22 protein-coding genes and 1 pseudogene are annotated in these 24,291 nt (G+C 58.3%); 9 read left to right on the top strand and 14 right to left on the bottom strand.

Annotated elements, in window-relative coordinates:
• Nucleotides 1-42: 42 nt before the first annotated feature.
• The 3 genes from adk (at nt 43) to RTE01_RS07550 (ending at nt 3,145) form a co-directional block, all read left to right on the top strand.
• Nucleotides 43-687 carry an adenylate kinase gene (adk, locus tag RTE01_RS07560; RefSeq protein ID WP_041144367.1) on the top strand — a complete coding sequence of 215 codons (645 nt, stop codon included), beginning with the start codon at nt 43-45 and terminating at the stop codon, nt 685-687.
• 127 nt (nt 688-814) lie between these two features.
• The gene (gene hemH, locus RTE01_RS07555) at nt 815-1,777 is read left to right on the top strand and encodes a ferrochelatase (protein WP_134525342.1); all 963 of its coding nucleotides are present in this window, start codon (nt 815-817) and stop codon (nt 1,775-1,777) included.
• Nucleotides 1,778-1,840: 63 nt separating this feature from the next.
• Nucleotides 1,841-3,145, top strand: a complete 1,305-nt coding sequence (locus RTE01_RS07550; protein WP_134525343.1) for an inosine/guanosine kinase — start codon at nt 1,841-1,843, stop codon at nt 3,143-3,145.
• Between the two features lie 83 nt (nt 3,146-3,228).
• Here RTE01_RS07550 and ybaL read toward each other — a convergent pair whose 3' ends face one another.
• Together ybaL and RTE01_RS07540 are read right to left on the bottom strand one after the other, a co-directional pair.
• A complete protein-coding gene (gene ybaL, locus RTE01_RS07545) occupies nt 3,229-4,905 on the bottom strand; it encodes a YbaL family putative K(+) efflux transporter (RefSeq protein WP_041144370.1) in 1,677 nt (558 codons plus the stop codon).
• A gap of 323 nt (nt 4,906-5,228) precedes the next feature.
• A complete protein-coding gene (locus RTE01_RS07540) occupies nt 5,229-6,449 on the bottom strand; it encodes an MFS transporter (protein WP_134525344.1) in 1,221 nt (406 codons plus the stop codon).
• 163 nt (nt 6,450-6,612) lie between these two features.
• Here RTE01_RS07540 and ushA point away from each other — a divergent pair, with 163 nt between their 5' ends.
• The gene (gene ushA, locus RTE01_RS07535; protein WP_134525345.1) at nt 6,613-8,265 is read left to right on the top strand and encodes a bifunctional UDP-sugar hydrolase/5'-nucleotidase UshA; all 1,653 of its coding nucleotides are present in this window, start codon (nt 6,613-6,615) and stop codon (nt 8,263-8,265) included.
• Between the two features lie 68 nt (nt 8,266-8,333).
• On the opposite strand, the gene ybaK is transcribed toward ushA, so the two are convergent.
• From ybaK to hmuV, 7 genes and pseudogenes are all read right to left on the bottom strand, one after another.
• Entirely contained in the window at nt 8,334-8,813 is a 480-nt protein-coding gene (gene ybaK / locus RTE01_RS07530) for a Cys-tRNA(Pro)/Cys-tRNA(Cys) deacylase YbaK (RefSeq protein ID WP_076944707.1), read from the bottom strand.
• 201 nt (nt 8,814-9,014) lie between these two features.
• Nucleotides 9,015-9,809: a TraB/GumN family protein gene (locus RTE01_RS07525; RefSeq protein WP_115193430.1), complete on the bottom strand. Its 795-nt coding sequence runs from the start codon at nt 9,807-9,809 to the stop codon at nt 9,015-9,017.
• A gap of 143 nt (nt 9,810-9,952) precedes the next feature.
• A complete protein-coding gene (gene copA / locus RTE01_RS07520; RefSeq protein WP_041144375.1) occupies nt 9,953-12,454 on the bottom strand; it encodes a copper-exporting P-type ATPase CopA in 2,502 nt (833 codons plus the stop codon).
• Between the two features lie 426 nt (nt 12,455-12,880).
• Entirely contained in the window at nt 12,881-13,228 is a 348-nt protein-coding gene (locus tag RTE01_RS07515) for a DUF1493 family protein (RefSeq protein WP_134528411.1), read from the bottom strand.
• Nucleotides 13,213-13,662, bottom strand: a complete 450-nt coding sequence (locus tag RTE01_RS07510) for an STM2901 family protein (RefSeq protein ID WP_134525347.1) — start codon at nt 13,660-13,662, stop codon at nt 13,213-13,215. Before RTE01_RS07510 ends, RTE01_RS07515 begins: the two co-directional genes overlap by 16 nt.
• 11 nt (nt 13,663-13,673) lie before the next feature.
• On the bottom strand, nt 13,674-14,156 hold the full coding sequence (locus RTE01_RS07505) for an Hcp family type VI secretion system effector (protein ID WP_041144378.1): 483 nt from the start codon (nt 14,154-14,156) through the stop codon (nt 13,674-13,676).
• A gap of 418 nt (nt 14,157-14,574) precedes the next feature.
• A pseudogene (hmuV, locus tag RTE01_RS07500) lies at nt 14,575-14,916 on the bottom strand (heme ABC transporter ATP-binding protein); the annotation flags it as partial.
• A gap of 469 nt (nt 14,917-15,385) precedes the next feature.
• Here hmuV and cueR point away from each other — a divergent pair.
• Complete coding sequence (cueR, locus tag RTE01_RS07495) at nt 15,386-15,796, top strand: Cu(I)-responsive transcriptional regulator (RefSeq protein ID WP_041144379.1); 411 nt, start codon at nt 15,386-15,388, stop codon at nt 15,794-15,796.
• Here the strand turns inward: cueR and RTE01_RS07490 are convergent.
• Nucleotides 15,793-16,257, bottom strand: coding sequence for an NfeD family protein (locus RTE01_RS07490; protein WP_134525348.1), 465 nt, complete (start codon nt 16,255-16,257; stop codon nt 15,793-15,795). The genes cueR and RTE01_RS07490 overlap by 4 nt on opposite strands.
• Nucleotides 16,254-17,171, bottom strand: a complete 918-nt coding sequence (locus RTE01_RS07485) for an SPFH domain-containing protein (RefSeq protein WP_041144381.1) — start codon at nt 17,169-17,171, stop codon at nt 16,254-16,256. Before RTE01_RS07485 ends, RTE01_RS07490 begins: the two co-directional genes overlap by 4 nt.
• Nucleotides 17,172-17,308: 137 nt before the next feature.
• Here RTE01_RS07485 and fetA point away from each other — a divergent pair, with 137 nt between their 5' ends.
• Both fetA and fetB read left to right on the top strand, forming a co-directional pair.
• Nucleotides 17,309-17,986: an iron efflux ABC transporter ATP-binding subunit FetA gene (gene fetA, locus RTE01_RS07480; protein ID WP_076944718.1), complete on the top strand. Its 678-nt coding sequence runs from the start codon at nt 17,309-17,311 to the stop codon at nt 17,984-17,986.
• Entirely contained in the window at nt 17,973-18,755 is a 783-nt protein-coding gene (fetB, locus tag RTE01_RS07475; RefSeq protein WP_041144383.1) for an iron efflux ABC transporter permease subunit FetB, read from the top strand. The genes fetA and fetB overlap by 14 nt, the downstream gene beginning before the upstream one ends.
• A gap of 53 nt (nt 18,756-18,808) precedes the next feature.
• Here fetB and RTE01_RS07470 read toward each other — a convergent pair whose 3' ends face one another.
• Genes RTE01_RS07470 through tesA form a run of 3 tightly spaced genes read right to left on the bottom strand, consistent with a single transcriptional unit; the run spans nt 18,809 to nt 21,147 of the window.
• Nucleotides 18,809-19,663, bottom strand: a complete 855-nt coding sequence (locus RTE01_RS07470) for a thioredoxin family protein (protein ID WP_041144384.1) — start codon at nt 19,661-19,663, stop codon at nt 18,809-18,811.
• Between the two features lie 58 nt (nt 19,664-19,721).
• Entirely contained in the window at nt 19,722-20,531 is an 810-nt protein-coding gene (locus RTE01_RS07465) for an SDR family oxidoreductase (protein WP_167692103.1), read from the bottom strand.
• Nucleotides 20,521-21,147 carry a multifunctional acyl-CoA thioesterase I/protease I/lysophospholipase L1 gene (gene tesA / locus RTE01_RS07460; RefSeq protein ID WP_095094542.1) on the bottom strand — a complete coding sequence of 209 codons (627 nt, stop codon included), beginning with the start codon at nt 21,145-21,147 and terminating at the stop codon, nt 20,521-20,523. Before tesA ends, RTE01_RS07465 begins: the two co-directional genes overlap by 11 nt.
• Between tesA and ybbA the strand changes: the two genes are divergently transcribed.
• Both ybbA and ybbP read left to right on the top strand, forming a co-directional pair.
• Complete coding sequence (gene ybbA / locus RTE01_RS07455; RefSeq protein WP_041144387.1) at nt 21,115-21,801, top strand: putative ABC transporter ATP-binding protein YbbA; 687 nt, start codon at nt 21,115-21,117, stop codon at nt 21,799-21,801. The genes tesA and ybbA overlap by 33 nt on opposite strands.
• On the top strand, nt 21,798-24,212 hold the full coding sequence (gene ybbP / locus RTE01_RS07450; protein WP_076944722.1) for a putative ABC transporter permease subunit YbbP: 2,415 nt from the start codon (nt 21,798-21,800) through the stop codon (nt 24,210-24,212). The genes ybbA and ybbP overlap by 4 nt, the downstream gene beginning before the upstream one ends.
• Nucleotides 24,213-24,291 lie beyond the last annotated feature (79 nt).

Here is a 24,291-nt window from a genome sequence, read left to right as displayed (position 1 = left end):
CGTTTTTGAAAAATAGAATCGACTTTTGAGGGGATTTTCGTAATGCGTATTATTCTGCTTGGCGCTCCGGGCGCGGGTAAAGGAACTCAGGCTCAGTTCATCATGGAGAAATACGGTATTCCGCAAATCTCTACCGGTGATATGCTGCGCGCGGCTGTGAAATCTGGCTCTGAGCTGGGTAAGCAAGCCAAAGACATTATGGACGCCGGCAAGCTGGTGACCGATGAGCTGGTGATTGCGCTGGTGAAAGAGCGTATTACCCAGGAAGATTGCCGCAACGGCTTCCTGCTCGACGGCTTCCCGCGCACCATTCCTCAGGCTGACGCCATGAAAGAAGCGGGCATCGCCGTCGATTACGTCCTTGAGTTTGACGTACCGGACGAGCTGATCGTCGATCGCATCATCGGTCGCCGCGTCCACGCCGCTTCCGGCCGCGTTTACCACATCAAATTCAACCCGCCGAAGGTTGAAGGCAAAGATGACGTGACCGGCGAAGAGCTGAGCACCCGTAAAGACGATCAGGAAGAGACCGTGCGTAAGCGCCTGGTGGAATACCATCAGATGACCGCGCCGCTGATCGGCTACTACCAGAAAGAAGCGCAGGCGGGTAACACCCAATACGCCAAAGTCGACGGCACCAAAGCCGTGGCTGAAGTTCGCGCTGAGCTGGAAAAAATCCTCGGCTAATCCCGTGCGTTCTCATCCCGTCATTACGGGGTGAGAACACCTCTCATTCTACCTTTTTCTATGATTGGTTCCGTTTAGCGCCATTTCAGCTACAATTGGCTGCGATTCAAATGGTTAAGAGGCGGTAATGCATCAGACGAAAACAGGTATCTTGCTGGCCAATTTAGGCACTCCCGATGCGCCCACGCCCGACGCGGTGAAGCGCTATCTGCGACAATTTCTGAGCGACAAACGGGTCGTTGATACGCCTCGTCTGCTGTGGTGGCCGCTGCTGCGCGGTGCGATCCTCCCTCTGCGCTCCCCGAGGGTGGCGAAGCTTTACCAGTCGGTCTGGATGGAAGAGGGCTCGCCGCTGATGGTCTACAGCCGTCAGCAGCAGCAGGCGCTGGCCGCCCGACTGCCGGAGACGCCGGTGGCGCTGGGGATGAGCTACGGTTCCCCCTCGCTGGAAAGCGCGGTGGATGAGCTGCTGGCCCAGGGCGTTGACCATATCGTGGTGCTGCCGCTCTATCCCCAGTACTCCTGTTCCACCGTGGCGGCGGTATGGGACGAGCTGGCGCGGATCCTCGGCAAAAAGCGGGCGATCCCGGGCGTCTCCTTTATCCGTGATTACGCCGACGACGCGGACTATATTGCGGCGCTCGCCGCCAGCGTTCGCACTTCGTTTGCCGAACACGGCGAGCCGGACGTGCTGCTGCTCTCCTATCACGGTATTCCGCAGCGCTACGCTAGCGAAGGGGATGTCTACCCGCAGCGCTGCCGCGACACCACCCGTGAGCTGGTCTCCGCGCTGGATCTCTCGCCCGACCGGGTGATGATGACCTACCAGTCGCGCTTTGGCCGCGAGCCGTGGCTGACTCCGTATACCGACGAGACGCTGAAAATGCTGGGCGAGCAGGGCGTGAAGCACGTCCAGGTTATCTGTCCTGGATTTTCCGCCGACTGTCTGGAGACGCTGGAAGAGATTGCCGTGCAGAACCGCGAGTTCTTCCTCGAGGCCGGCGGACAGAAATATGAATATATTCCCGCACTCAACGCCGACGCGGCGCATATTGAAATGATGGTTAACCTGACGGCAGCGTATCGCTAATCGCGTGCGGCGCGGGGAATATGCTACTATTCCCCGCCTGTCCACTGCCACTAAACCACCACTATGAAATTTCCCGGTAAACGCAAATCTAAACACTACTTTCCCGTCAACGCCCGCGATCCGCTGCTGCAGCAAATTCAGCCGGAAAATGAATCCGCTATCTCCTGGGTGGTCGGCATTGACCAGACGCTGGTAGATATCGAAGCGAAAGTGGATGAGGCGTTTATCGAGCGCTACGGCCTGAGCGCCGGACATTCGCTGGTGATTGAAGATGATATCGCCGAGGCGCTTTATCAGGATCTGCTGCATAACGATCTTATCACCCACCAGTTTGCCGGTGGCACCATCGGCAATACCATGCACAACTATTCGGTGCTGGCGGACGATCGCTCGGTGCTGCTTGGCGTGATGTGCAGCAATATCGACATCGGCGGCTACGCCTATCGCTATCTTTGTAATACCTCCAGCCGCACCGATCTTAACTATCTTCAGGGCGTGGACGGGGCGATCGGCCGCTGCTTCACCCTGATCGGCGACTCCGGCGAGCGCACCTTCGCCATCAGCCCAGGGCACATGAATAAGCTGCGCCCGGAAAGTATCCCGGAAGCGGTGATTGCCGGCGCTTCAGCGCTGGTCCTGACCTCTTATCTGGTGCGCTGCAAGCCCGGCGAACCGATGCCGGACGCCACGATGAAAGCGATTGAGTATGCGAAAAAACACGACGTGCCGGTGGTGCTGACGCTGGGCACCAAATACGTCATTGCCGACAACCCGCAGTGGTGGCAGGACTTCCTGAAGGAAAATGTCTCGATTCTGGCGATGAACGAAGAAGAGGCCGAGGCGCTGACCGGGCTTGCCGATCCGCTGCTGGCCTCAGATAAGGCGCTGGAGTGGGTTGATCTGGTGCTATGCACCGCCGGGCCTGCGGGCCTGTATATGGCCAGCTTCACCGAAGACGAGGCGAAACGCAAAACCCAGCACCCGCTGCTGCCGGGGGCCATCGCCGAGTTTAATCAGTACGAGTTCAGCCGCGCGATGCGTCATCAGGATTGTCAAAACCCGCTGCGTATTTACTCCCACATCGCCCCGTACATGGGCGGGCCTGAGAAAATCATGAATACCAACGGTGCCGGCGACGGCGCGCTGGCGGCACTGCTGCACGATATCACGGCCAACAACTACCACCGCAATAATGTCCCCAACTCCAGCAAGCACAAGTGCAAGTGGCTGACCTACTCATCCCTGGCGCAGGTGTGCAAATACGCGAACCGCGTGAGCTATCAGGTATTGAATCAGCACTCGCCGCGTTTAACCCGCGGGCTGCCGGAGCGGGAAGACAGCCTCGAGGAGGCGTACTGGGAGCGTTAAGCGCGTTTCCCTCGCCGCAGGGGAGGGAAACCGTTAGACGGGACAGGTTCACGCCCTCAGCCGAGGCGAGAGGGCGTCAGAGCCTAGCCGGTGACCACTTCACCCGCCGGCGGCGTTTCCAGCAGCAGCAGCATGGCGCGGGCGATTTCGCGCTCGCCCATGACCACCTGGTTCGCGCCGCGTTCGACAATATAGTCCACTTCGTCATCATAGTGCGCGCGGGCGATAATCTCGATGTTCGGGCACTTCTCGCGCGCAGAGGCTACGATTTCTCCCGCCTCGTAGCCGTTAGGGATGGTCAGAAGCAGCCAGCGGGCGCAGTCCAGATGCGCCAGATTCATAATCTCTTCGTTTGCCGCATTGCCCAGCACCGCGCGGATGCCGCGTTCGCGCAGCTCGTCCACGCGGGTGCGTGACGTTTCGATAACCACCAGCGGAATACCCTGCGCCATCAGCTTCTCGCCGAGCAGGCTGCCGACGCGGCCAAAGCCGACCAGCAGCGCGTGATTGCAGATATCGACCGGAATTTGCTTCTCTTCTTCCAGCACCTCTTCGAGGGTTTGCTCGTCGAGGGTTTCGGTTTTAACGAGGTATTTCTCCAGCAGCGCGAACAGCACCGGGTTGAGCATAATGGAGATAATCGCCCCGGCAAGCACCAGGTTCTGCCCGGCCTGCGGCAGCAGATCCAGCGCCATGCCGAGCCCGGCGAGGATAAAGGCGAACTCGCCGATTTGCGCCAGGCTGGCGGCGATGGTCAGCGCGGTGCGCGTAGAGTGGCCGAACATCCGCACGAGGAAGTAGGCCACCAGCGATTTACCGAAGATGATAATCGCCAGCGTTGCCAGCACCGCCAGCGGCTGCTCCAGCAGGATCATCGGGTCGAACAGCATGCCGACGGAAACAAAGAACAGCACCGCGAACGCGTCGCGAAGCGGCAGCGTATCGTGGGCGGCGCGGTGGCTGAGCTCGGATTCGTTGAGCACCATGCCGGCGAAAAAGGCGCCGAGGGCAAAGGAGACGTCAAACAGTTCAACCGCGCCGAAGGCAATTCCGAGCGCCAGCGCCAGCACCGAAAGCGTAAACAGTTCGCGCGAGCCGGTTGCGGCGCTGCGCGATAAAATCCACGGCACCAGGCGGCGGCCAACCAGCATCATAATGGCGATAAAGGCGACGACTTTGCCGATAGTGATGCCCATATCCACGGCCAGCGACGCCAGGCCGACGTCGCCTTTTTCCGTCATTCCGGCGACGGCGGGCAGCAGGACCAGCGTCAGCACCATCACTAAATCTTCGACGATGAGCCAGCCGATGGCGATTTGCCCTCGCTGGCTATCAATAAGCTGGCGTTCTTCCAACGCGCGCAGCAGCACCACGGTACTGGCGGTAGAAAGACACAGGCCAAAAACGATACCGGTCATCAGCGACCAGCCCAGCATTGCTGAAAGCGCCATACCTAGCAGCGTTGCCACGCCTATCTGGGCAATCGCGCCGGGGATGGCTATCGACTTTACCGCCATTAAATCTTTTAAAGAGAAATGCAGACCGACGCCGAACATCAGCAAAATGACCCCAAGCTCGGCCAGCTCTGGCGCCAGCTTGGTATCAGCAACAAAACCCGGGGTAAAAGGGCCGGAGAGTACGCCCGCTAACAGGTAGCCCACCAGTGGAGAAATACGTAGCTTATTGGCGATCATGCCAAAAATAAAAGCGAGGACCAGCCCGCCGACAATGGTGGTGATAAGCGGTGTTGCGTGGTGCATTCCGTCTCCTTGCATGTGGTGAGCCAATCCATTTTCGGTATTAAGCACCTCATCCTTCAGGCTGCATCGGCGTTAGCTTCGCGCGTTCATCCTGCTCGCGGCCCTGATGCAACTCGAATGATAGGGTGCATAAACCTAAAAACCGATTAATAGTTTATGACACTTTTAGCCGTTTTGTTTATGAATAATTATTGAATTATGCAGAAAACTGGAATTAGCCCGCAAAAAAGCACAGATCGGAAAACAGGGGCAGGTAATGCTGGGGCGATCCTGATGGGGTAAGGGATGACGGCAGCCAAAGTTTCACTTTGACTGCCGTATAATCACGCTTTTTGATGATTGTTAGGGAGGAATATCGTCAATATGCCGAGCAGAGGCAGGAAAGCGCAGATTTTATAGACCAGCTCGATACTGGTGTGATCGGCTAACAGCCCCAGCACCGCGGCTCCCAGGCCGCCCATGCCGAATGCAAAGCCGAAGAACAGGCCGGAAACCATGCCAATTCGGCCCGGTAATAGCTCCTGGGCGTAAACCAGAATGGCAGAAAACGCCGATGCGAGGATAAAACCAATTATCATGGTCAAAATCCCCGTCCACTCGAGGGTGGCATAGGGTAAAATAAGGGTAAACGGCGCTACGCCGAGGATAGAACCCCAAATAACGTATTTCCGCCCAATTTTATCGCCGACAGGCCCGCCAATCACCGTTCCTGCGGCAACCGCGAACAGGAAGATAAACAGGTGAATCTGCGCGTTTTGGATCGATAAGCCAAACTTATCCATCAGATAAAAGGTGTAATAGCTACTAATACTCGCCATATAGAAGTATTTCGAGAAAATAAGCATCAGCAGGATGCTTACCGCCAGAATAACTTTATTTTTGGGCAGCGGATTAGCGATGACGGCCTTAGGTTTACCTTTGTTCATCCGATGCTGCGCGGCGTACCAGCGGCTGATTTGCGACAGCACAACGATAGCCAGCAGCGCGGCCAGCACGAACCAGGCAACGTTGCCTTTGCCGTAAGGGGCAATGATCACCGCCGCCAGCAGCGGGCCCAGCGAGCTGCCAAAGTTTCCGCCAACCTGGAACAGCGACTGCGCCAGGCCGTGGCGTCCGCCGGAGGCCATGCGCGCCACGCGAGAAGATTCCGGATGGAAGACCGAGGAGCCGGTACCGACCAGCGCGGCGGCCAGCAGCACCGTACCAAAGCTTCCCGCCAGCGCCAGCAGCACCAGCCCGCAGAGGGTAAAGCACATGCCAACGGGCAGCGACCACGGCATCGGGTGCTTATCGGTTATATAGCCCACCACCGGCTGCAGGAGCGAAGATGCGAGCTGGAAGGTGAGCGTGATCATGCCGATCTGCACAAAGGAGAGGGAAAACTCCGACTGTAGCAGCGGGTAGATCGCGAGGATCAGCGACTGGATCATATCGTTCAGCAGGTGGGAAAGGCTGATGGCCCCCAGAATGCGAAACGAGGTGCGTGCTTTTTGCGGCGGCGCAGCGGAGCCGGGTAAGGGTTGAGCAGTCTGATTCATTGCCATAGATTCGCTTAAAGGTTCTTATGAGAGGATGCAGGTGGAATTATTATCTGACTAACATACCCGCGCCTAAGGTTTGAAGGAAGCCGCAATTCTGAAAACCTATTTGTCTAATGGCTTAACTCGCTATACTTTCGGCACTTGTTATTAAATCAGGGAGTGAAAGATGCAATTTGTGAAACAGGGCGTGGCGCTGGCGTTATTGGCGGCGCTATCGCTGGGAAGCCTGTCAGCGCAGGCCTATGAGCAGGATAAAACCTATAAAATTACCATCCTGCATACCAACGATCACCACGGACATTTCTGGCGTAGCGATTACGGTGAATACGGTCTGTCGGCGCAAAAAACGCTGGTGGACGGTATTCGCAAAGAGGTTGCCGCCGAGGGTGGCAGCGTGCTGCTGCTGTCCGGCGGCGATATTAATACCGGGGTTCCGGAGTCTGATTTACAGGATGCGGAGCCTGACTTTCGCGGCATGAACCTGGTGGGCTACGACGCCATGGCGGTGGGCAACCACGAGTTCGATAATCCGCTCAGCGTGCTGCGCCAGCAGGAGAAGTGGGCTAAATTCCCGTTCCTGTCGGCCAATATTTACCAGAAAAGCACCGGTGAGCGCCTGTTTAAGCCCTGGGCCCTGTTTAAGCGCGGCGGGCTGAATATCGCGGTGATTGGCCTGACGACGGACGATACGGCGAAAATTGGCAACCCGGAGTACTTCACCGATATTGAATTCCGCAACCCGGCGGAAGAAGCGAAGCTGGTGATTCAGGAGCTGCAGCAGAATGAAAAGCCGGACGTCATTCTGGCGACGACCCATATGGGCCATTATGACAACGGTGCTCACGGTTCGAATGCCCCGGGCGACGTAGAGATGGCGCGCAGCCTCCCTGCCGGAGCGCTGGCGATGATTGTCGGCGGCCATTCGCAGGATCCGGTATGCATGGCGGCAGAGAATAAAAAGCAGGTGGATTATGTTCCCGGTACGCCGTGCGCGCCGGACAGGCAAAACGGTATCTGGATAGTCCAGGCGCACGAATGGGGTAAATACGTGGGCCGCGCGGATTTTGAATTCCGCAACGGTGAAATGAAGCTGGTGCACTATCAGCTGATCCCGGTCAACCTGAAGAAAAAGGTGACCTACGACAACGGCCAGAGCGAACGCGTGCTCTATACGCCGCAGATCCCGGAAAACGCGCAGATGCTATCGCTGCTGACGCCGTTCCAGAATAAGGGCAAAGCGCAGCTGCAGGTGAAAATCGGCAGCGTCAACGGCCATCTTGAGGGCGATCGTAGCAAGGTACGCTTCGTGCAGACCAATATGGGACAGCTTCTGCTGGCGGCGCAGATGGCGCGCAGCGGCGCCGATTTTGCGGTGATGAGCGGCGGCGGTATCCGCGACTCCATCGAAGCCGGGGATATTACCTATAAAGACGTGATGAAGGTGCAGCCGTTCGGCAACGTGCTGGTGTATGTCGATATGAACGGCCAGGAGGTGACGGAGTATCTCACCGCCGTGGCGCAGATGAAGCCCGATTCCGGGGCCTATCCGCAGTTCGCCAACGTCAGCTTTGTGGTGAAAGACGGCAAGCTGAATGATTTGAAAATCAAAGGCCAGCCGGTCGATCCGACGAAAACCTACCGCATGGCGACCCTGAGCTTTAACGGCACCGGCGGCGACGGCTATCCGCACATCGACGCTAAGCCAGGCTACGTCAACACCGGGTTCATCGACGCTGAAGTGCTGAAGGAGTATATCCAGAAGAACTCCCCGCTGGACGCGGCGGCGTTTGAGCCGAAAGGCGAGGTGAGCTGGCAGTAACGGGACCGCGTCGCTCGCCGGGTCGTGGGTTCAGCCCGGCGAAGCGCAGCGCGAGGTGGCTGGAAAGATTAATCGCGGCGGGCGATATCGGCGAACTTCGCATCCAGGATTTTCGCCAGATCGCTGGCCGCCAGCTCGATATCCAGCCCGCGTTTGCCGCCTGAGATATACACGCTGGCGAACTCCTGCGCCGGGGCGTCAATCACCGTCGGCAGGCGTTTTTTTTGGCCAAGCGGGCTGATGCCGCCGACCAGATAGCCGGTTACCCGCTGCGCCACCATCGGGTCGGCCATATCCACTTTCTTCGCGCCCAGGGCTTTGGCCACTTTTTTCAAATCCAGCTGACCGGCAACCGGGGTGACCGCGACGGCCAGATGCTTCATATCCCCGTTGAGCGCCACCAGCAGCGTTTTATACACCCGATCGGCGTTCAGGCCGAGCTTGCGCACCACTTCGTCGCCGAAATTGGTTTCGCCGGGATCGTGATCGTAGCTGTGGATCGTAAAAGCAATTTTGTTTTTTTCGAGTAACTTAACGGCGGGAGTCATCGCTATCCTTCTTACCAACCGATCTAATGTACGTTAAGCATACGCCTGATGATTGTGTAAAAAATAGTACCATCTTGCGCAATAGTATTGGCAGTGATGGTCACTTTGAGCGACAATCGAACGATCCGAGGTGCGAATCTCGGGATAATAATAATGATGAAATTCCTCTTTGACGGGCCAATAGAAATATTGGCCATTTTTTTACGTCAGCATATCAGGCAGGTTCCCTTCACCGTATAAATGCAGCGCGCCGACGGCGACAACGTAGCGCCCCGGAGGCAGAGCCAGCAGCGTCTCGCGCCAGGCGAGGTTGCGCTGATGCATCAGAACATCGTACAGCGACTGGCTAAAGGTTGTGGGTAGCGAGGTCGCCCCTGTTGCCGGCGGCTGCTCCAGCCACCAGCCGATCATCACCTGCAGAAGACGGGCGTTGGTTCGCCAGTGGGTCAGCGTGTCTTCCAGCAGCGCCAGCCCGCCGTCGGGCAAATCGCGCAGCAGCGCAATCTGGCTATCGGTCCCCTCCAGCTCCATCACCCGCACGCGGCTTTCGCGCGCCGCCATCAGCAGCTGATAATCAATCCCGTAATCCGGACGAAGCCCCAGCTTTTGCGCCTGGGTCGCCTGCAGCACCATGGCAACCTGCCACAGCGGCTGGCTGTCGAAGAGGGCGGTTGCCAGCCCCAGCTCCGCGGCGCGGGCTTCCAGCTCAACGAGCTGCTCGGGACTCAGGCGCTCGGCCAGCGGCGGATAAGAGGGGAGGTTGCTGAAGGGCGTTTCGTTCCCGGTAATATCGGCTTCCACAATCAGCGCATCGGCCTGGCGAATTTTTTTCAGCAGCCTGGCCGGGGGCGGCGCCATATCGCGGGTGCCCATATGAATGCTGCCGACGAGGTGCAGATAGCGCCCGCCGGGGAGGGTAACATCCAGTGCCGGCCAGGAATAAGACGAGCCAACGGCGGCTCGCCACAGCATTTTTATTCGGTTTAACAGGCCCATACGCGCTCCGCAAAGTGAAGAACTCATGCTAGCGCGCGCGGCCTGAGGGTGCAAGCGTGGGCGGGAGGATCGGCGTGCGATAGCCCGGACAGGGCGTGATGCCGCTGTCCGGGAAGGGGTCAGGTTCTGACCCGCGCGAGGGGCTACTCTTTTGGTTTAAAACGCAGCAGCCGGTTGGCGTTGCTCACCACGGTAATGGAAGAGAGCGCCATCGCCGCCCCGGCAACCACCGGGTTGAGCAGCGTGCCGGTCAGCGGCCAGAGGATCCCGGCGGCAATCGGAATACCCAGCGAGTTATAGACAAAGGCGCCCAGCAGGTTCTGCTTCATATTACGCAGCGTGGCCTTTGCAATCGCCAGCGCGTCGGCGACGCCGTTCAGGCTATGGCGCATCAGGGTAATTGCCGCCGTTTCAATGGCGACGTCGCTGCCGCCGCCCATCGCAATGCCGACATCGGCCTGCGCCAGCGCCGGGGCGTCGTTAATACCATCGCCGACCATCGCGACCTGGTGGCCCTGGCTTTGCAGACGCTTGATGGCATCGGCTTTACCGTCCGGCAGGACGCCGGCAATCACCTCATCAATACCCGCCTCTTTGGCGATGGCGTTGGCCGTAATCGGGTTATCCCCGGTGAGCATCACCAGACGGTAGCCCTGGCGATGCAGGCGGGCCAGCGCCGCCACGCTGTCGCTGCGCAGCGGATCGCGAATGGCGATCAGCGCGGCAACTTCACCGTCGACCGCCAGCAGCACCGGCGTGGCGCCCTGGGAAGCCTGAGCGTTGAGATCGCTCTCCGCCGCGTCGGTGGCAATATTCTGCTCGTTGAGCAGCGCCTGGTTACCGAGCAGGAGACGATGGCCGTCGGCTTCGCCGCTCACCCCCAGCCCGCGAAGGGTACGGAAGTTGCCGACCGTTGGCAGCGTGCTCTCCGCCGCTTTGTCGAGGATCGCCCGCGCCAGAGGGTGGCTGGAGCCCTGCTCCAGCGCGGCGGCCAGGCGTAAAGCGCTCGCCTCGTCGAGAGCAGTAAAGGTTTTCACCGCTACAACCTGCGGTTTCCCTTCGGTCAGGGTCCCGGTTTTATCGAATACGACGGTATCCAGCTGACTGGCGCGCTGCAGCGCATCGGCATCGCGCACCAGCACGCCGTACTCCGCCGCCCGCCCGACGCCGGAAATAATCGACATCGGCGTGGCCAGGCCCAAAGCGCAGGGACAGGCGATAATCAGCACCGTGGTGGCGATGATCAGGGTATAGACGATTTGCGGCGCCGGACCGAAGAAGTACCAGATTGCCGCGCTGAACAGCGCAATGACCACCACCGTCGGGACGAAGACGGCGGAAATTTTATCCGCCAGCTGGCCGATTTCGGGCTTACTGCTCTGCGCCTGGCGCACCATGCGGATAATACGCGCCAGCGTGGTCTGACTCCCCACGGCGCTGGCGGTAAACAGGACGCTGCCATCCTGCACAACCGTACCGGCGTGCAGGGGATCTCCGCCGCCTTTTTGCTGCGGGATCGGTTCGCCGGTGAGCATGGCTTCATCCATCCAGGCCTCGCCCTGCGAGATGATGCCGTCAACCGGCACCCGGTCGCCGGTGGTCAGACGCAGGGTCATGCCGGGCATAACGTCGGCCAGCGGTACGCTTTTTTCGCCCTCGGGCGTGACGACGCGTGCCGACGGCGGCGTCAGATCGAGCAGCTTTTCCAGCGCCCGCGAAGAGCGCTGCCGGGCGCGGGCTTCCAGCATATGGCCGAGGTTAATCAGGCCGATAATCATGGCGCTGGCTTCATAGTAGAGGTGGCGGGCTTCCATCGGGAACCACTGCGGCCACAGGTTGACGCTCATTGAGTAGAGCCAGGCGACCCCGGTGCCCAGCGCCACCAGTGTGTCCATAGTGGCGGTGGCGTTTCTCAGGCTTTTCCAGGCGCTGCGATAGAAGTGGCCGCCGGCAAAGACCATCACCGCCAGGGTGACAAGCCCGATAGCCAGCCACAGCGAGCGGTTGTCGTCGGTGACCATCATGTTGTCACCGAACATTCCCCACACCATCACCGGAACGCCCACCAGCAGGGCGACGATCGCCTGCCAGCGGAAGCGTTTCATGGTGGCGATGGCGGTTTCCTGCTGGCGTTCGCGGCGCTCCAGGTCATCTTCGATAGCCTCGGCACCGTAGCCTGCTTTCTCCACCGCCTGCACTAATTCTGCGGCGGACGCGCTGCCCATGACCAGCGCAGTGCGTTCCGCCAGGTTTACCCGCGCCTGTGCGACGCCCGGTACCGCGGCAAGCGCCTTCTGTACCCGGGAAACGCAGCTGGCGCAGCTCATGCCGTTGATCAGCAGCTGTTGACTGTCATCGGTATCATGGGCTGCCGGAAGCGCAGGAGAGGCCGCTGTCAGTGCTTCCGACGGGAGTGTTGATTCCGCCAGCGGTTTAGCCTTTGGGTGGCTGAGCTCCGCACCGTATCCGGCTTTCTGAATCGTGTCGATGAGCGCTTCAGCGCTGGCGCTACCGGTGACGTGGGCTTCGGTCGTGGTGACCTCCGCCAGCTCAACGTCAGGACGCTGCTCCAGGCTCTCTTTTACGCGTTTGACGCAGTGGCCGCAGGTGAGGCCATCGAGCGTCAGGTCGATGGTTTGTGACATAACAAACTCCTTTATTACGTGGATGAGCTGACTGTGATAAAGGTTAAACCTTCCAGCAAGGGGAAGGTCAAGGCGTTTTATCGTTTAGGATGATGTCCGTGTTCCGGAGCGACAGCGCCTGAATACCCGATCGCCGAAAAACGGTCGTAGACTTCAGTTCAGGTCATTCTGTTTTCGAGTACAACGTTAACATCGACGTCGATTTTTCTGTTTTAATCGTGAGTCGTTACGGCGTTGATTCTATTTTTTTGTGCTTAATATTGCGGGTATTGCTCCGCTAAAACGGATGCTGGAGTGACAGTCACACAATGTGCCTGGCGAATGGGTCGGCACGTAAGGACATCTAAAGTGGAATTCCAGATATTCTGAGCCAGCTGGCGTGATTGACTCTCCGCGCACGGGGCGTTATTTGCAGTAATGTATTATTCAGTCGTACAGCCATTTACCCGCTTTGGCTGATTCGGCAAACATTCTTATGGTTAAAGGCCTGCGGGTTCTCTCCACGTCCTCGCGCTTAGCCTTAAACCACCGCGTTAGCCGCGGCGTGTTTTCCCATGGAAAATAGGATGACCATTTGACAGCAGATAGATCGACATTAAACCGCGCCTCAAATTTATCCAAAGCGTCGTGCAGGTCGTCGCCGGGAGCATCAAACAAATCATCGTCGAGTTCCACAGGAATCTCGTTCCAGCAGCCGTCTAAGTTTCCTGGTATCTCTTTCCTGAAAAGCGCCAGCACCTCTTCCGATATGGGATCCATCAAAAGGATTTCCAGCGTATACGATGCTGCGGGCGGGCTATGAGGTTGTATTTGTCCTGAGTTTTTCTTGCTGTTTGGTAAATTGAATTTACAAGGCCTATCCAACCTAACCAGGGAATATAGCGAGCGATAACCGCAGCAAGGTTATTTGTTTTACGCATTCTCACGCCGACGGGTGTAGGAACTCTGATGCCAAATGGCGTTCGAGCATTTCTCAAAATTATTCTCCCGTATCTGGAAACAACACTCGTGCCTTTTATCGCTTCTCCGGGTTTAGTCCTGGTTTTTAACCACGGTTGACCAGCAAGAATAGCGGCACCTGACTCAATGGCGATCCCCAGTTCATCACAGAATTGTTCGAGGAAAATAACATCGAAAAGTTCACCTGGCGACAGGTTAGCTTGTCCGTGGTAGAAATAGGTTCCGTCCAGTTCTTCTGTAGTATCCATTCTATCACCTATTATGCCGTCTGCCGTTCGTTCCAGGAATCCGTGAATATTATGTTTCCATCACAATGCTTCCAGGTTATCTTTTCATATCGTAACTCAATAGATTCCAGGTGATTATTATTTTTATCTTCTGGAGATGCCATCGTCGGGGATATGGATACGATCCTTACGCCTTCGAGTAACATGTTGAAATATTCTACTTCCTGACCAGCATTGTCGATTTTATACCATTTTATCTCAGCGGATTTGAGGTTCTGACCTGTGGCAACAGCTTTATATAGGTATGGGCTTGAGTAGTCGAACTCTTTTACGATGATCATCGGTGAGTGTTGACGGGTGCCGGTAGGTTTTCCTGTGGCATTGTCAGTAGGAATTGAGAGGTTGTGGTGAAACCCTTTAAACTCGATGCTGGATTCCCTTTTCATGACATCACAACCGCCTTTGATTAATGCACCACCATCATCATAGAGCCACATATTACCTGGAATGGACATGTCCTTTCTCCCTTATGGTTTTGTAAAATCCTGCAAGGAGTATATATATTGAGCAGGGAGAGTAAATGGTTAATATGTGATTTTTTGGCTTTTTTTAGTTGAAACTCTTAATCCCTGTTTCAAACTATCCGTAATGTTTTGTTTTTCTCGGGATTATCACCGATTAATTAATGGGAATGATATTGGGTATTGTTTTATACATTGTATCGATGAATGAACTATTACAATTAAATACTAAATCATCATGACGGTGAAGAGCAATTTCAGCGCTGGGATATCCCATGAGCTTTCATTTGGGAACTTTTTGTTTTTTAATTTATTGTGATTCATTTGAGATTCCAGCAAAGGGAAGCGCATTTTTATAAAAGGGAAAACTGAGGACAAGAAGGGGAGTTCCACCGCCGGAATCCCCCTTTGCTTAATGGTCAAGAACGATAAGCGGCGTTTGATTTTCAGACTCTTTAATTACCGTGATATCCGCGCCGTAGAGGTCTTTCAGCGCCCGCTGCTGCATAACTGCCTGCGGGCTGCCGCTATCGACGACGGGCCCCTTAACCATCAGCACCACGCGGTCGGCATAGCGGGCTGCGAGATTAAGATCGTGCAGGACGCAGCACATGTTGAACTGCCGCTCGCGCACCAGGCGGAAAAGATGCTGCTGGTGGTGAATATCGAGTGCGGAAGTGGGCTCATCCAGAAACAGCCATTTGGGCGACGGGATCGGCTTCCAGAGCTGCACCAGCAGGCGCGCCAGCAGAATGGGGGGAAGGCGAATGTTCAGCCAGATATCGCGGTACTCTTTGTCAAACAGCGTGCTGAAGCTGATATTTAGCGCGCCAAGGCTGCGCCAAGCGGCACCAGCGAGGCCAGCACCAGCGAAAGGCCCGTCCGAACGTCGACGGAAGAAAGTGAATCCTTAAGCACGCAAAACTCCATTCCGTCTTTACGGTGAGGACGAGCCGCGCCGCGAGGGGATTACGCCGGCTTCAGGTCCGGGTCAATCAGGCTGTAGATCTGATTATTGAGCGCCGCGCGCAGGATGGCATAATCCAGGCCGCTGGTTTGCAGCTAGCGCCAATTCAAGCACCTTTGCGCCCGTGCCGCTGCCGCCGACGCGCTTAACCTGATAAAAAATATGGCTTATATTTTTTTCCCTGCGCACAGGGTTGGTTATTGTGCGAATGGTCCTACAATAGGGGCTGTGCGAGAAGCGATGAGGTGCAGAGGCGATGAATATCAGCGATGTGGCAAAAAAAACCGGCTTAACCAGTAAAGCGATCCGCTTCTACGAAGAGAAGGGGCTGGTGACGCCGCCGCTGCGCAGTGAAAACGGCTACCGCAGCTACAGCCAGCGGCATCTGGACGAGCTGACCCTGCTGCGCCAGGCGCGGCAGGTTGGCTTTAATCTGGAGGAGTGCCGCGAGCTGGTCGGCCTGTTTAACGATCCGTCGCGGCATAGCGCCGACGTCAAACGCAGAACGCTGGATAAAGTCGCTGATATCGAACGTCATATCAGCGAGCTGCAGAGCATGCGCAGCCACCTGCTGGCGCTGGCGGAGTCCTGTCCCGGCGATGACGGCGCGGACTGCCCGATTATCGACAATCTCTCCGGCTGCTGTCATCGCAAGGCCCAGAGTTAGCGCTGGGGAGGGGCGAGCCTGATCCGCAGCGTGATGCCCTCAACGGAGAGCACCTCTACACGACTGCCTGCTTCGAGGTCCTCGTCGGCGACCACCGGCCATGAGCTATCGCCAACGCGCACGTGGCCGCGGCCGTTAACCAGCGCTGTCTCCAGCGAGAAGATGCGCCCGATCAGCTGATTCCCGCGCTGGTTAAGCCTGGCGTCGGCCGGCTTCTGCCGCTTCACCTGGCCGCGCAGCCAGCGCGACCAGAGCCAGGCCGCCAGCAGGGTCAGCGCGGCAAACAGCGTGCCCTGCCACTCCCAGCCCAGCGGCAGCATCCAGGTCAGGACGCCGGTGATAACGCCAGCAACCCCGCTCCACAGCAGATAGCCGTTGCCGCCGAGCATCTCCGCCGCCAGCAGCAGCCCGCCGAGGCTGAGCCAGAAGAGATGCGGATGGACCAGTATCATCGCAATCATAGTTTTTTCCGTTCGCCGGCGCCTTCTTTAAGCAGTTCGCTAATCCCGGCGATGGAGCCCATCAGGCTGGTCGCGTCGAGCGGCATCAGCACAACTTTGCTGTTATTTGCTGCGCCGATCTGCTGCAGCGCGTCGGTATATTTCTGCGCGACGAAGTAGTTAATCGCCTGAATATCCCCGGAGGCAATAGCGGAAGAGACCATTTGGGTGGCGCGAGCCTCCGCTTCCGCTGAACGTTCACGCGCTTCTGCCTGCAGGAACGCCGACTGGCGCTCGCCTTCGGCTTTCAGAATTTGCGACTGCTTTTCGCCTTCGGCTTTGAGGATTTCCGCCTGACGTATCCCTTCGGCCTCCAGAATATAGGCGCGCTTGGTACGCTCGGCCTTCATCTGCGCGTTCATCGAGGAGATAAGCTCCGCCGGCGGGCGCACGTCGCGAATTTCCACGCGGGTGATTTTGATCCCCCACGGGTTAGTAGCCTCATCGACGATATGCAGCAGGCGGGTGTTGATGCTGTCACGCTGGGAGAGCATTTCGTCAAGTTCCATTGAGCCGAGCACGGTACGAATGTTGGTCATCGTCAGGTTGATGATCGCCAGCTCGAGGTTGCTGACCTCATAGGCCGCTTTCGGCGCATCAATAACCTGAATAAAGCACACCGCATCGATGGTGACGTTGGCGTTATCGCGTGAAATAACCTCCTGCGAGGGGATGTCCAGCACCTGCTCCATCATATTAATTTTCCGCCCGATGCGGTCCATAAACGGCACCACCAGGCTCAGGCCCGGCTGGAGGGTCATGGTATAGCGGCCAAAGCGCTCGACCGTCCACTGGTAACCCTGCGGGACAATTTTCACTCCGGCTATCACGATAACCAGGGCGACGAAAATGAGAACGGGGATAAAAATTAGCATCAAAAAACCTCCTGTTTAATTGCCTGCCAGGCGTCAGCAAAATGACGCATGTTTAAATCGAGTATATCTTTCTCCTCATCCTGGCGAAAGAAAAGTGGAGTAAACTAGTCGGGTTTTGGGAAATATATGGAACGATAATGAAGGAAAATAACGCTATCTTGCGCCTTGACGGCGTTGGCTTTCAGATCGATAAGTCGGTCATTTTGCATAATATTAATCTCGAGCTGGGCGCCGGGGAATTTAAGCTAATTACCGGACCCTCCGGCTGCGGTAAAAGTACGCTGCTAAAAATTATCGCCTCGCTGCTCAGCCCGACCAGCGGGCAGATTTTTTATTCCGGTAAGGATATCAATACGCTATCGCCGGAAACATACCGCCAGCAGGTCTCATACTGTGCACAAACCCCGGCGCTGTTCGGCGACTCGGTTTATGACAACCTCATCTTCCCGTGGCAAATTCGCAACCAGCAGCCGGACCCGCAGGCGCTGATTGCCGATTTACGCCGCTTCGGGCTGGCGGAAAATACGTTGGGCAAAGCGATCAACGAACTTTCGGGCGGAGAAAAGCAGCGCGTTTCGCTGATCCGCAATTTGCAGTTTTTGCCTCAGGTGCTGCTGCTCGATGAAATTACCAGCGCCCTGGATGAGAGCAATAAGCGCAACGTCAACGATATTATTCATCGCTATACGACGGAAAAGAATATTGCGGTGCTGTGGGTGACGCATGACCGGAATGAAATAGACCACGCTGATGAAGTGATTACGCTGCAGCCGGCGAGCGCAGAGGGACAGGAGGTTATCAATGAACGGGCATAATATCACGAACGAATCGCTGGCCCTGTCGATGGTGCTGGTGCTGGTGGCCATCGTGGTGAGCTATCGCGAAAAGCTGGCGCTGGAGAAAGATATCGTCTGGAGCATTTGCCGGGCGGTGGTGCAGCTGATTATCGTCGGCTACGTGCTGAAATATATCTTCAACGTCAATCACGTCCTGCTGACGCTGCTTATGGTGCTGTTTATCTGTTTTAACGCGGCGTGGAACGCGCAAAAGCGCAGCAAATATATCGATAAGGCCTTCATCTCATCGTTTATCGCCATTACTACCGGTGCGGGGCTGACCCTGGCGGTGCTGGTCTTCTCCGGCTCGATCTCTTTCGTGCCGATGCAGGTGATCCCGATTGCCGGCATGGTCGCCGGCAACGCGATGGTGGCGGTGGGGCTGTGCTACAACAATATGGGCCAGCGCTTCAGCAGCGAACAGCAGCAGATTCAGGAGAAGCTGAGCCTCGGCGCGACGCCGAAAATGGCCTCTGCCGGATTAATTCGCGAGAGCATTCGCGCCGCGCTTATTCCGACCATTGATTCGGCGAAAACGGTGGGGCTGGTGAGTCTACCGGGGATGATGTCGGGGCTGATTTTTGCCGGGATAGATCCGGTTAAAGCGATTAAGTATCAGATAATGGTCACGTTTATGCTGCTATCGACCGCCAGTCTCTCCACCATCATCGCCGGCTATCTGACCTACCGGAAATTCTTTAACCCGCGCCACCAGCTGGTGGTGACGCAGCTGAAAAAGAGCGCTTAGCCGCATTCCCCGGTCGGCGCAGCGCCGCCGGGGAGGGTTTTGTGGCGAAACGATCAATACAGCAGAGAGTAGAGCTGACGGCGATATTTCGCGGCCAGCGCATCGCCGGTGCCGAGGGCGGCCAGAATTTCCTGCAGCATCTTGCGCACCTGGCCGTCGCCGGCGTCTAAATCTTTCTGCAGATGGCTGAACAGCAGCGCCAGCGCCTCTTCGTTGCGGCCAACCTGATGCAGCTGCAGGGCCAGCTGGGCCGCCAGCGCTGCGTCCTGCGGGTTTTGCTCAACCTGCTGCTGGAGCAGCTGGATTTCCGGGGTATCGGCCGCCTGCTTGAGCAGTTCAATCTGCGCCACCAGCCCCTGGAAACGGGTATCCTGATCCTGCAGCGGAACGGTTTTCAGCACCGCTTCGGCCTCGTCGGAGCGCTGCAGGGCGATCAGGGTTTCCGCCAGCAGCAGGCCAATTTGGCTATCCTGCGCGGAGAGCTGCCACGCCTCTTTCAGCAGCGGCAGGGCTTCGGCGTACTTCTCTTCCTGCATCAGCGCCAGCGCCTGCTGGGCCTTTAGCTCTTCTTCGCGCGGCAGCACCTTATCAAGCAGCGCGCGCACGGCGGACTCAGGCTGCGGGCCTTCAAAGCCGTCCACCGGCTGACCGTTCTGGAACAGATAAACCGTTGGGATCGAGCGCAGGCCGAACTGTGAAGCCAGCATCTGCTCGGCGTCGCAGTCCACTTTCGCCAGGATAAACTGACCGTTGTACTGCGCCGCCAGGCTTTCCAGAACCGGCGTCAGCTGCTCGCAGTGCTGGCTGCGCGCGGACCAGAAATAAAACAGCACCGGCGCGGTAACGGATTGTTCCAGCGTCTGGTGCAGGTTAGCTTCGGTAATGTTGATAATATTCTGTACTGACATAAGCGCATCTCTTTAATCAATTTTTTGTATACATGGGGGCGACGGCCGGAGCTTCAACTCAGCCCTGGATAATTTTGTCCATCATCCGCGTGGGCAACAGGCGTTTGAGCAGGGCCACCGCGTGCGTGACCAGGGTCACCGGATAGCGCAGCTTCGGTTTATCGCTAACGAAAGCATGGCGCACTTTTTCCACCACCGCCTCCGGCCCGAGGGTAAAGCGCGCGGCGATGCCGGGGTTTTCCACCGGCTTATCGCTCTGGGTTTGGTTGACGTTGGTCGTAAAGCGGGTGCGAATCGGCCCCGGCTCAATCAGGCTGACCTTAATGCCGCTATAGCGCAGCTCCATGCGCAGGGCGTCGGACCAGGCCTCCAGCGCGTACTTGCTGGCGGCATAGGCGCCGCGCCCGGGGCTGGAGATGATCCCCATCACCGAGGAGGTCATCACGATGCGGCCCTCGCCGTGCGGCTCCATTGCCGGAAGCAGCAGCATGGTGAGCTGATGGGCGCCAAAAAAGTTGGCGCTAAACTGCTGCTCCATCTGCCGGCGGCTGATGGTGATAAGCGGGCCATACACGCCGTAGCCGGCGTTATTAAACAGGCCGTACAGGCGGTTATCGGTCAGAGCGATAACCTCTGCCGCCGCGCGCTCCACGCTCAGCGGATCGTCGAGATCCAGCAAAATACCGGTCAGTCCGAGTTCCTGCATCCGCGCCACGTCCTCGGCCTTGCGGCAGGCCGCCAGAACGTTAAAGCCCTGACGTTTCAGATCGAGCGCGCTTTCAAGGCCAATACCGCTGGAACATCCTGTAACTAAAACCGTTTTTTGCATAACTTTACCTGCAAACAACCCCTGTGGATCAGGAGTCATGATTAACTAAGGGAGCCAGTCGCGTCGCCATCCAGTCGGCAATAAACGGCTGGGCGTCGCGGTTGGGGTGGATTCCATCATCCTGCATCCACTGTGGCTTCAGGTAGACCTCTTCCATAAAAAAGGGTAACAGAGGAATATCAAACTCTTTGGCCAGTGCGGGATACATTGCGCTAAAGGCTTCATTATAACGACGCCCGTAGTTGGCGGGCAGGCGAATTTGCATCAGCAGCGGCTGGGCGTTTGCCGCTTTGATATCCTGCAAAACGGTGCGCAGCGTCTGCTCCGTTTGCTGAGGCGGGAAGCCGCGCAGTCCGTCATTACCGCCGAGCTCGACCAGCACCCAGCGCGGCTGATGCTGCTTAAGCAGCGCCGGCAGACGCGCCAGCCCCTGCTGCGACGTGTCGCCGCTGATGCTGGCGTTAACCACCGGCGTTTTTGCCTGCCACTTATCGTTAAGTAGCGCAGGCCACGCGGCGTTGGCCGCCATACGATAGCCGGCGCTCAGGCTATCGCCGAGAACTAACAGCGTGTCCGCCGCCATCGCGCGGCAGGTAAACAGGACCAGAAACAGGAAAGGCAAATGCCAGCGGAAAACATACTTGAAGTTCATCATCTTAAGAAGTCCGTCGGTCAGGGAGAGCATCAGCTTTCCATCCTTACCGGAGTTGAGCTGGTTGTCAAACCGGCGCAGACCATCGCCCTGATCGGCGAGTCGGGTTCCGGCAAATCCACGCTGCTGGCGATCCTTGCCGGACTGGACGACGGCAGCGGCGGGGAGGTCTCTCTGCTTGGGCAGCCGCTGCACCGTATGGACGAAGAGGCGAGGGCGCAGCTGCGTGCGAAGCACATCGGCTTTGTCTTTCAGTCCTTTATGCTGATCCCGACCCTGAACGCGCTGGAGAACGTCGAGCTTCCGGCGCTGCTGCGCGGCGAGAGCGACAGCCAAAGCCGGGGCAGCGCCAGAGCGCTGCTGGAGCAGCTGGGGCTGGGCAAGCGCCTGAACCATCTGCCGGCGCAGCTTTCCGGCGGCGAGCAGCAGCGGGTGGCGCTGGCCCGCGCCTTCAACGGGCGCCCGGAGCTGCTGTTTGCCGATGAGCCGACCGGCAACCTCGATCGGCAAACCGGAGATAAAATTGCCGACCTGCTGTTTTCGCTCAATCGCGAACACGGGACGACGCTTATCCTGGTGACGCACGATCCGCTGCTGGCGGCGCGCTGCGACCGGCGGCTGCGGCTGGTTGATGGTCAGCTGCGGGAGGAAGCATGATTGCCCGCTGGTTCTGGCGCGAATGGCGATCGCCGTCGCTGCTGATCGTCTGGCTGGCGCTGAGCCTGGCGGTGGCCTGCGTGCTGGCGCTGGGGTCGATAAGCGATCGCATGGAAAAGGGGCTCAGCCAGCAGAGCCGTGAGTTTATGGCCGGAGACCGGACGCTGCGCAGCTCGCGTGAGGTGCCCGCCGACTGGCTCGCGCAGGCGCGCCGGCTGGGATTAACGGTTGGCGAACAGCTCAGCTTCGCCACCATGACCTTCGCCGGCGATACGCCGCAGCTGGCCGACGTCAAGGCGGTTGATGATACCTATCCTCTTTACGGGCGCCTGGAAACCCAGCCGCCGGGCTTAAAACCGCAGGCGGGCAGCGTGCTGCTGGCTCCGCGGCTAATGGCGCTGCTGAATTTAAAAACCGGCGATACCATCGACGTCGGTGACGCCACGCTGCGCATTGCCGGGGAGGTGATTCAGGAGCCGGACGCCGGGTTCAATCCTTTCCAGATGGCGCCGCGGCTGATGATGAATACCGCCGATGTGGCAAAGACCGGGGCGGTGCAGCCCGGCAGCCGCGTCTCCTGGCGCTATAAGTTTGCCGGAACCGCGCCGCAGCTGGCGGAGTATGAGCAGTGGCTGCTGCCAAAGCTGGGGACGGAACACCGCTGGATTGGCCTGGAGCAGGATGACAGCGCGCTGGGTAAATCCCTCGAACGCTCGCAGCAGTTCCTGCTGCTCTCGGCGCTGCTCACCCTCCTGCTGGCGGTGGCTGCGGTAGCGGTGGCCATGAGCCACTACTGCCGCAGCCGTTACGATCTGGTGGCGATCCTTAAAACCCTCGGCGCCGGGCGGGCGCAGCTGCGCAAGCTGATCGTCGGGCAGTGGCTACTGCTGCTGGCGCTGGCGGTCATTACCGGCGGCGCGATGGGGATGGGGCTGGAGAAAGTCCTGCTGGTGATGCTGAAACCGGTTCTCCCGGGTGCGCTGCCGGCCGCCAGCCTCTGGCCGTGGCTGTGGGCGATTGGCGCGATGGTGGTGATTTCGCTGCTGGTGGGCCTGCGTCCCTATCGGCTGCTGCTGGCGACGCTGCCGCTGCGGGTGCTGCGTCAGGACGTGGTGGCTAACGTCTGGCCGCTGAAGGTCTATATTCCGCTGGTCTGCGCGGTGGTGGTAATTCTGCTGGCCTGGCTGATGGGCGGCAGCCCGCTGCTGTGGGCGGTTCTCGCCGGCGCGGTGGTGTTGGCGCTGCTGTGCGGCCTGCTGGGATGGGGGCTACTGTGGCTGCTGAAGCGCGTGACGCTGAAGGCGCTGCCGCTGCGCCTCGCGGTCAACCGGCTGCTGCGCCAGCCGTGGTCGACGCTTAGCCAACTGGCGGCGTTCTCGCTGTCGTTTATGCTGCTCGCTCTGCTGCTGGTGCTGCGCGGCGATCTGCTGGATCGCTGGCAGCAGCAGCTACCGCCGGAAAGCCCCAACTACTTCCTGATTAATATTGCCCCGGATCAGGTCGCGCCGGTCAAAGCTTTTCTTGCCGGGCACCAGACGGCGGCGACGGAGTTTTACCCCATCGTCCGCGCGCGCCTGACGCAGATTAACGGTCAGGCGACGGAGGGCAATAAGGACGAAGCGCTGAATCGCGAGCTCAACCTGACCTGGAGCAACGACCGGCCGGATCATAATCCGCTGGTGGCCGGCAGCTGGCCGCCAAAAGCCGGTGAGGTGTCGATCGAAGAGGGGCTGGCGCAGCGGCTGGGGGTTAAGCTCGGCGATAGCGTCACCTTTACCGGCGATACCCAGGACTTCAGCGCTAAGGTCACCAGCGTGCGTAAAGTTGACTGGGAGAGCCTGCGGCCTAACTTCTTCTTTATCTTCCCGCCGAACGCGCTCGCCGGACAGCCGCAGAGCTGGCTGACCAGCTTCCGCTGGGATAACGGCAGCGGCATGTTGACGCAGCTGAACCGCGAATTCCCGACCGTCAGCCTGCTGGATATTGGCGCCATTCTGCGTCAGGTGGGTCAGGTTCTGACGCAGGTCAGCCGCGCGCTGGAAGTGATGGTGGTGCTGGTGACCGCCTGCGGTATTTTACTGCTGCTGGCGCAGGTTCAGGTCGGGATGCGCCAGCGCTATCAGGAGCTGGTGGTCTGGCGCACGCTGGGGGCCGGAAAATCGCTGCTGCGTACCACGCTGTGGGCGGAGTTTGCCCTGCTGGGGGTGGTTTCCGGGATTGTGGCGGCGATAGGGGCTGAGGTGGCGCTGGCGATGCTGCAAACCAAAGTCTTTGATTTCCCGTGGTCGCCGGACTGGCGGCTGTGGGTGATGCTGCCGCTCTGCGGGGCGCTGCTGCTCTCCCTGTGCGGCGGCTGGCTGGGGCTGCGTTTGTTAAAAGGTAAGGCGCTGTTCCGCCAGTTTAGCCAGTAGTTCAGCGGGCGGATCGTCTGTAGGCCCGGGGTGGAGTATCAGCGCCCCGGGCTTTTTACTGCGTTGCGTATAAGCCTGG

Source organism: Klebsiella terrigena (assembly GCF_006539725.1).
Lineage (GTDB): Bacteria > Pseudomonadota > Gammaproteobacteria > Enterobacterales > Enterobacteriaceae > Klebsiella > Klebsiella terrigena.
The sequence above is the reverse complement of the archived record's forward strand: the minus strand, read 5'-3'. Positions and strand labels throughout refer to the sequence as shown.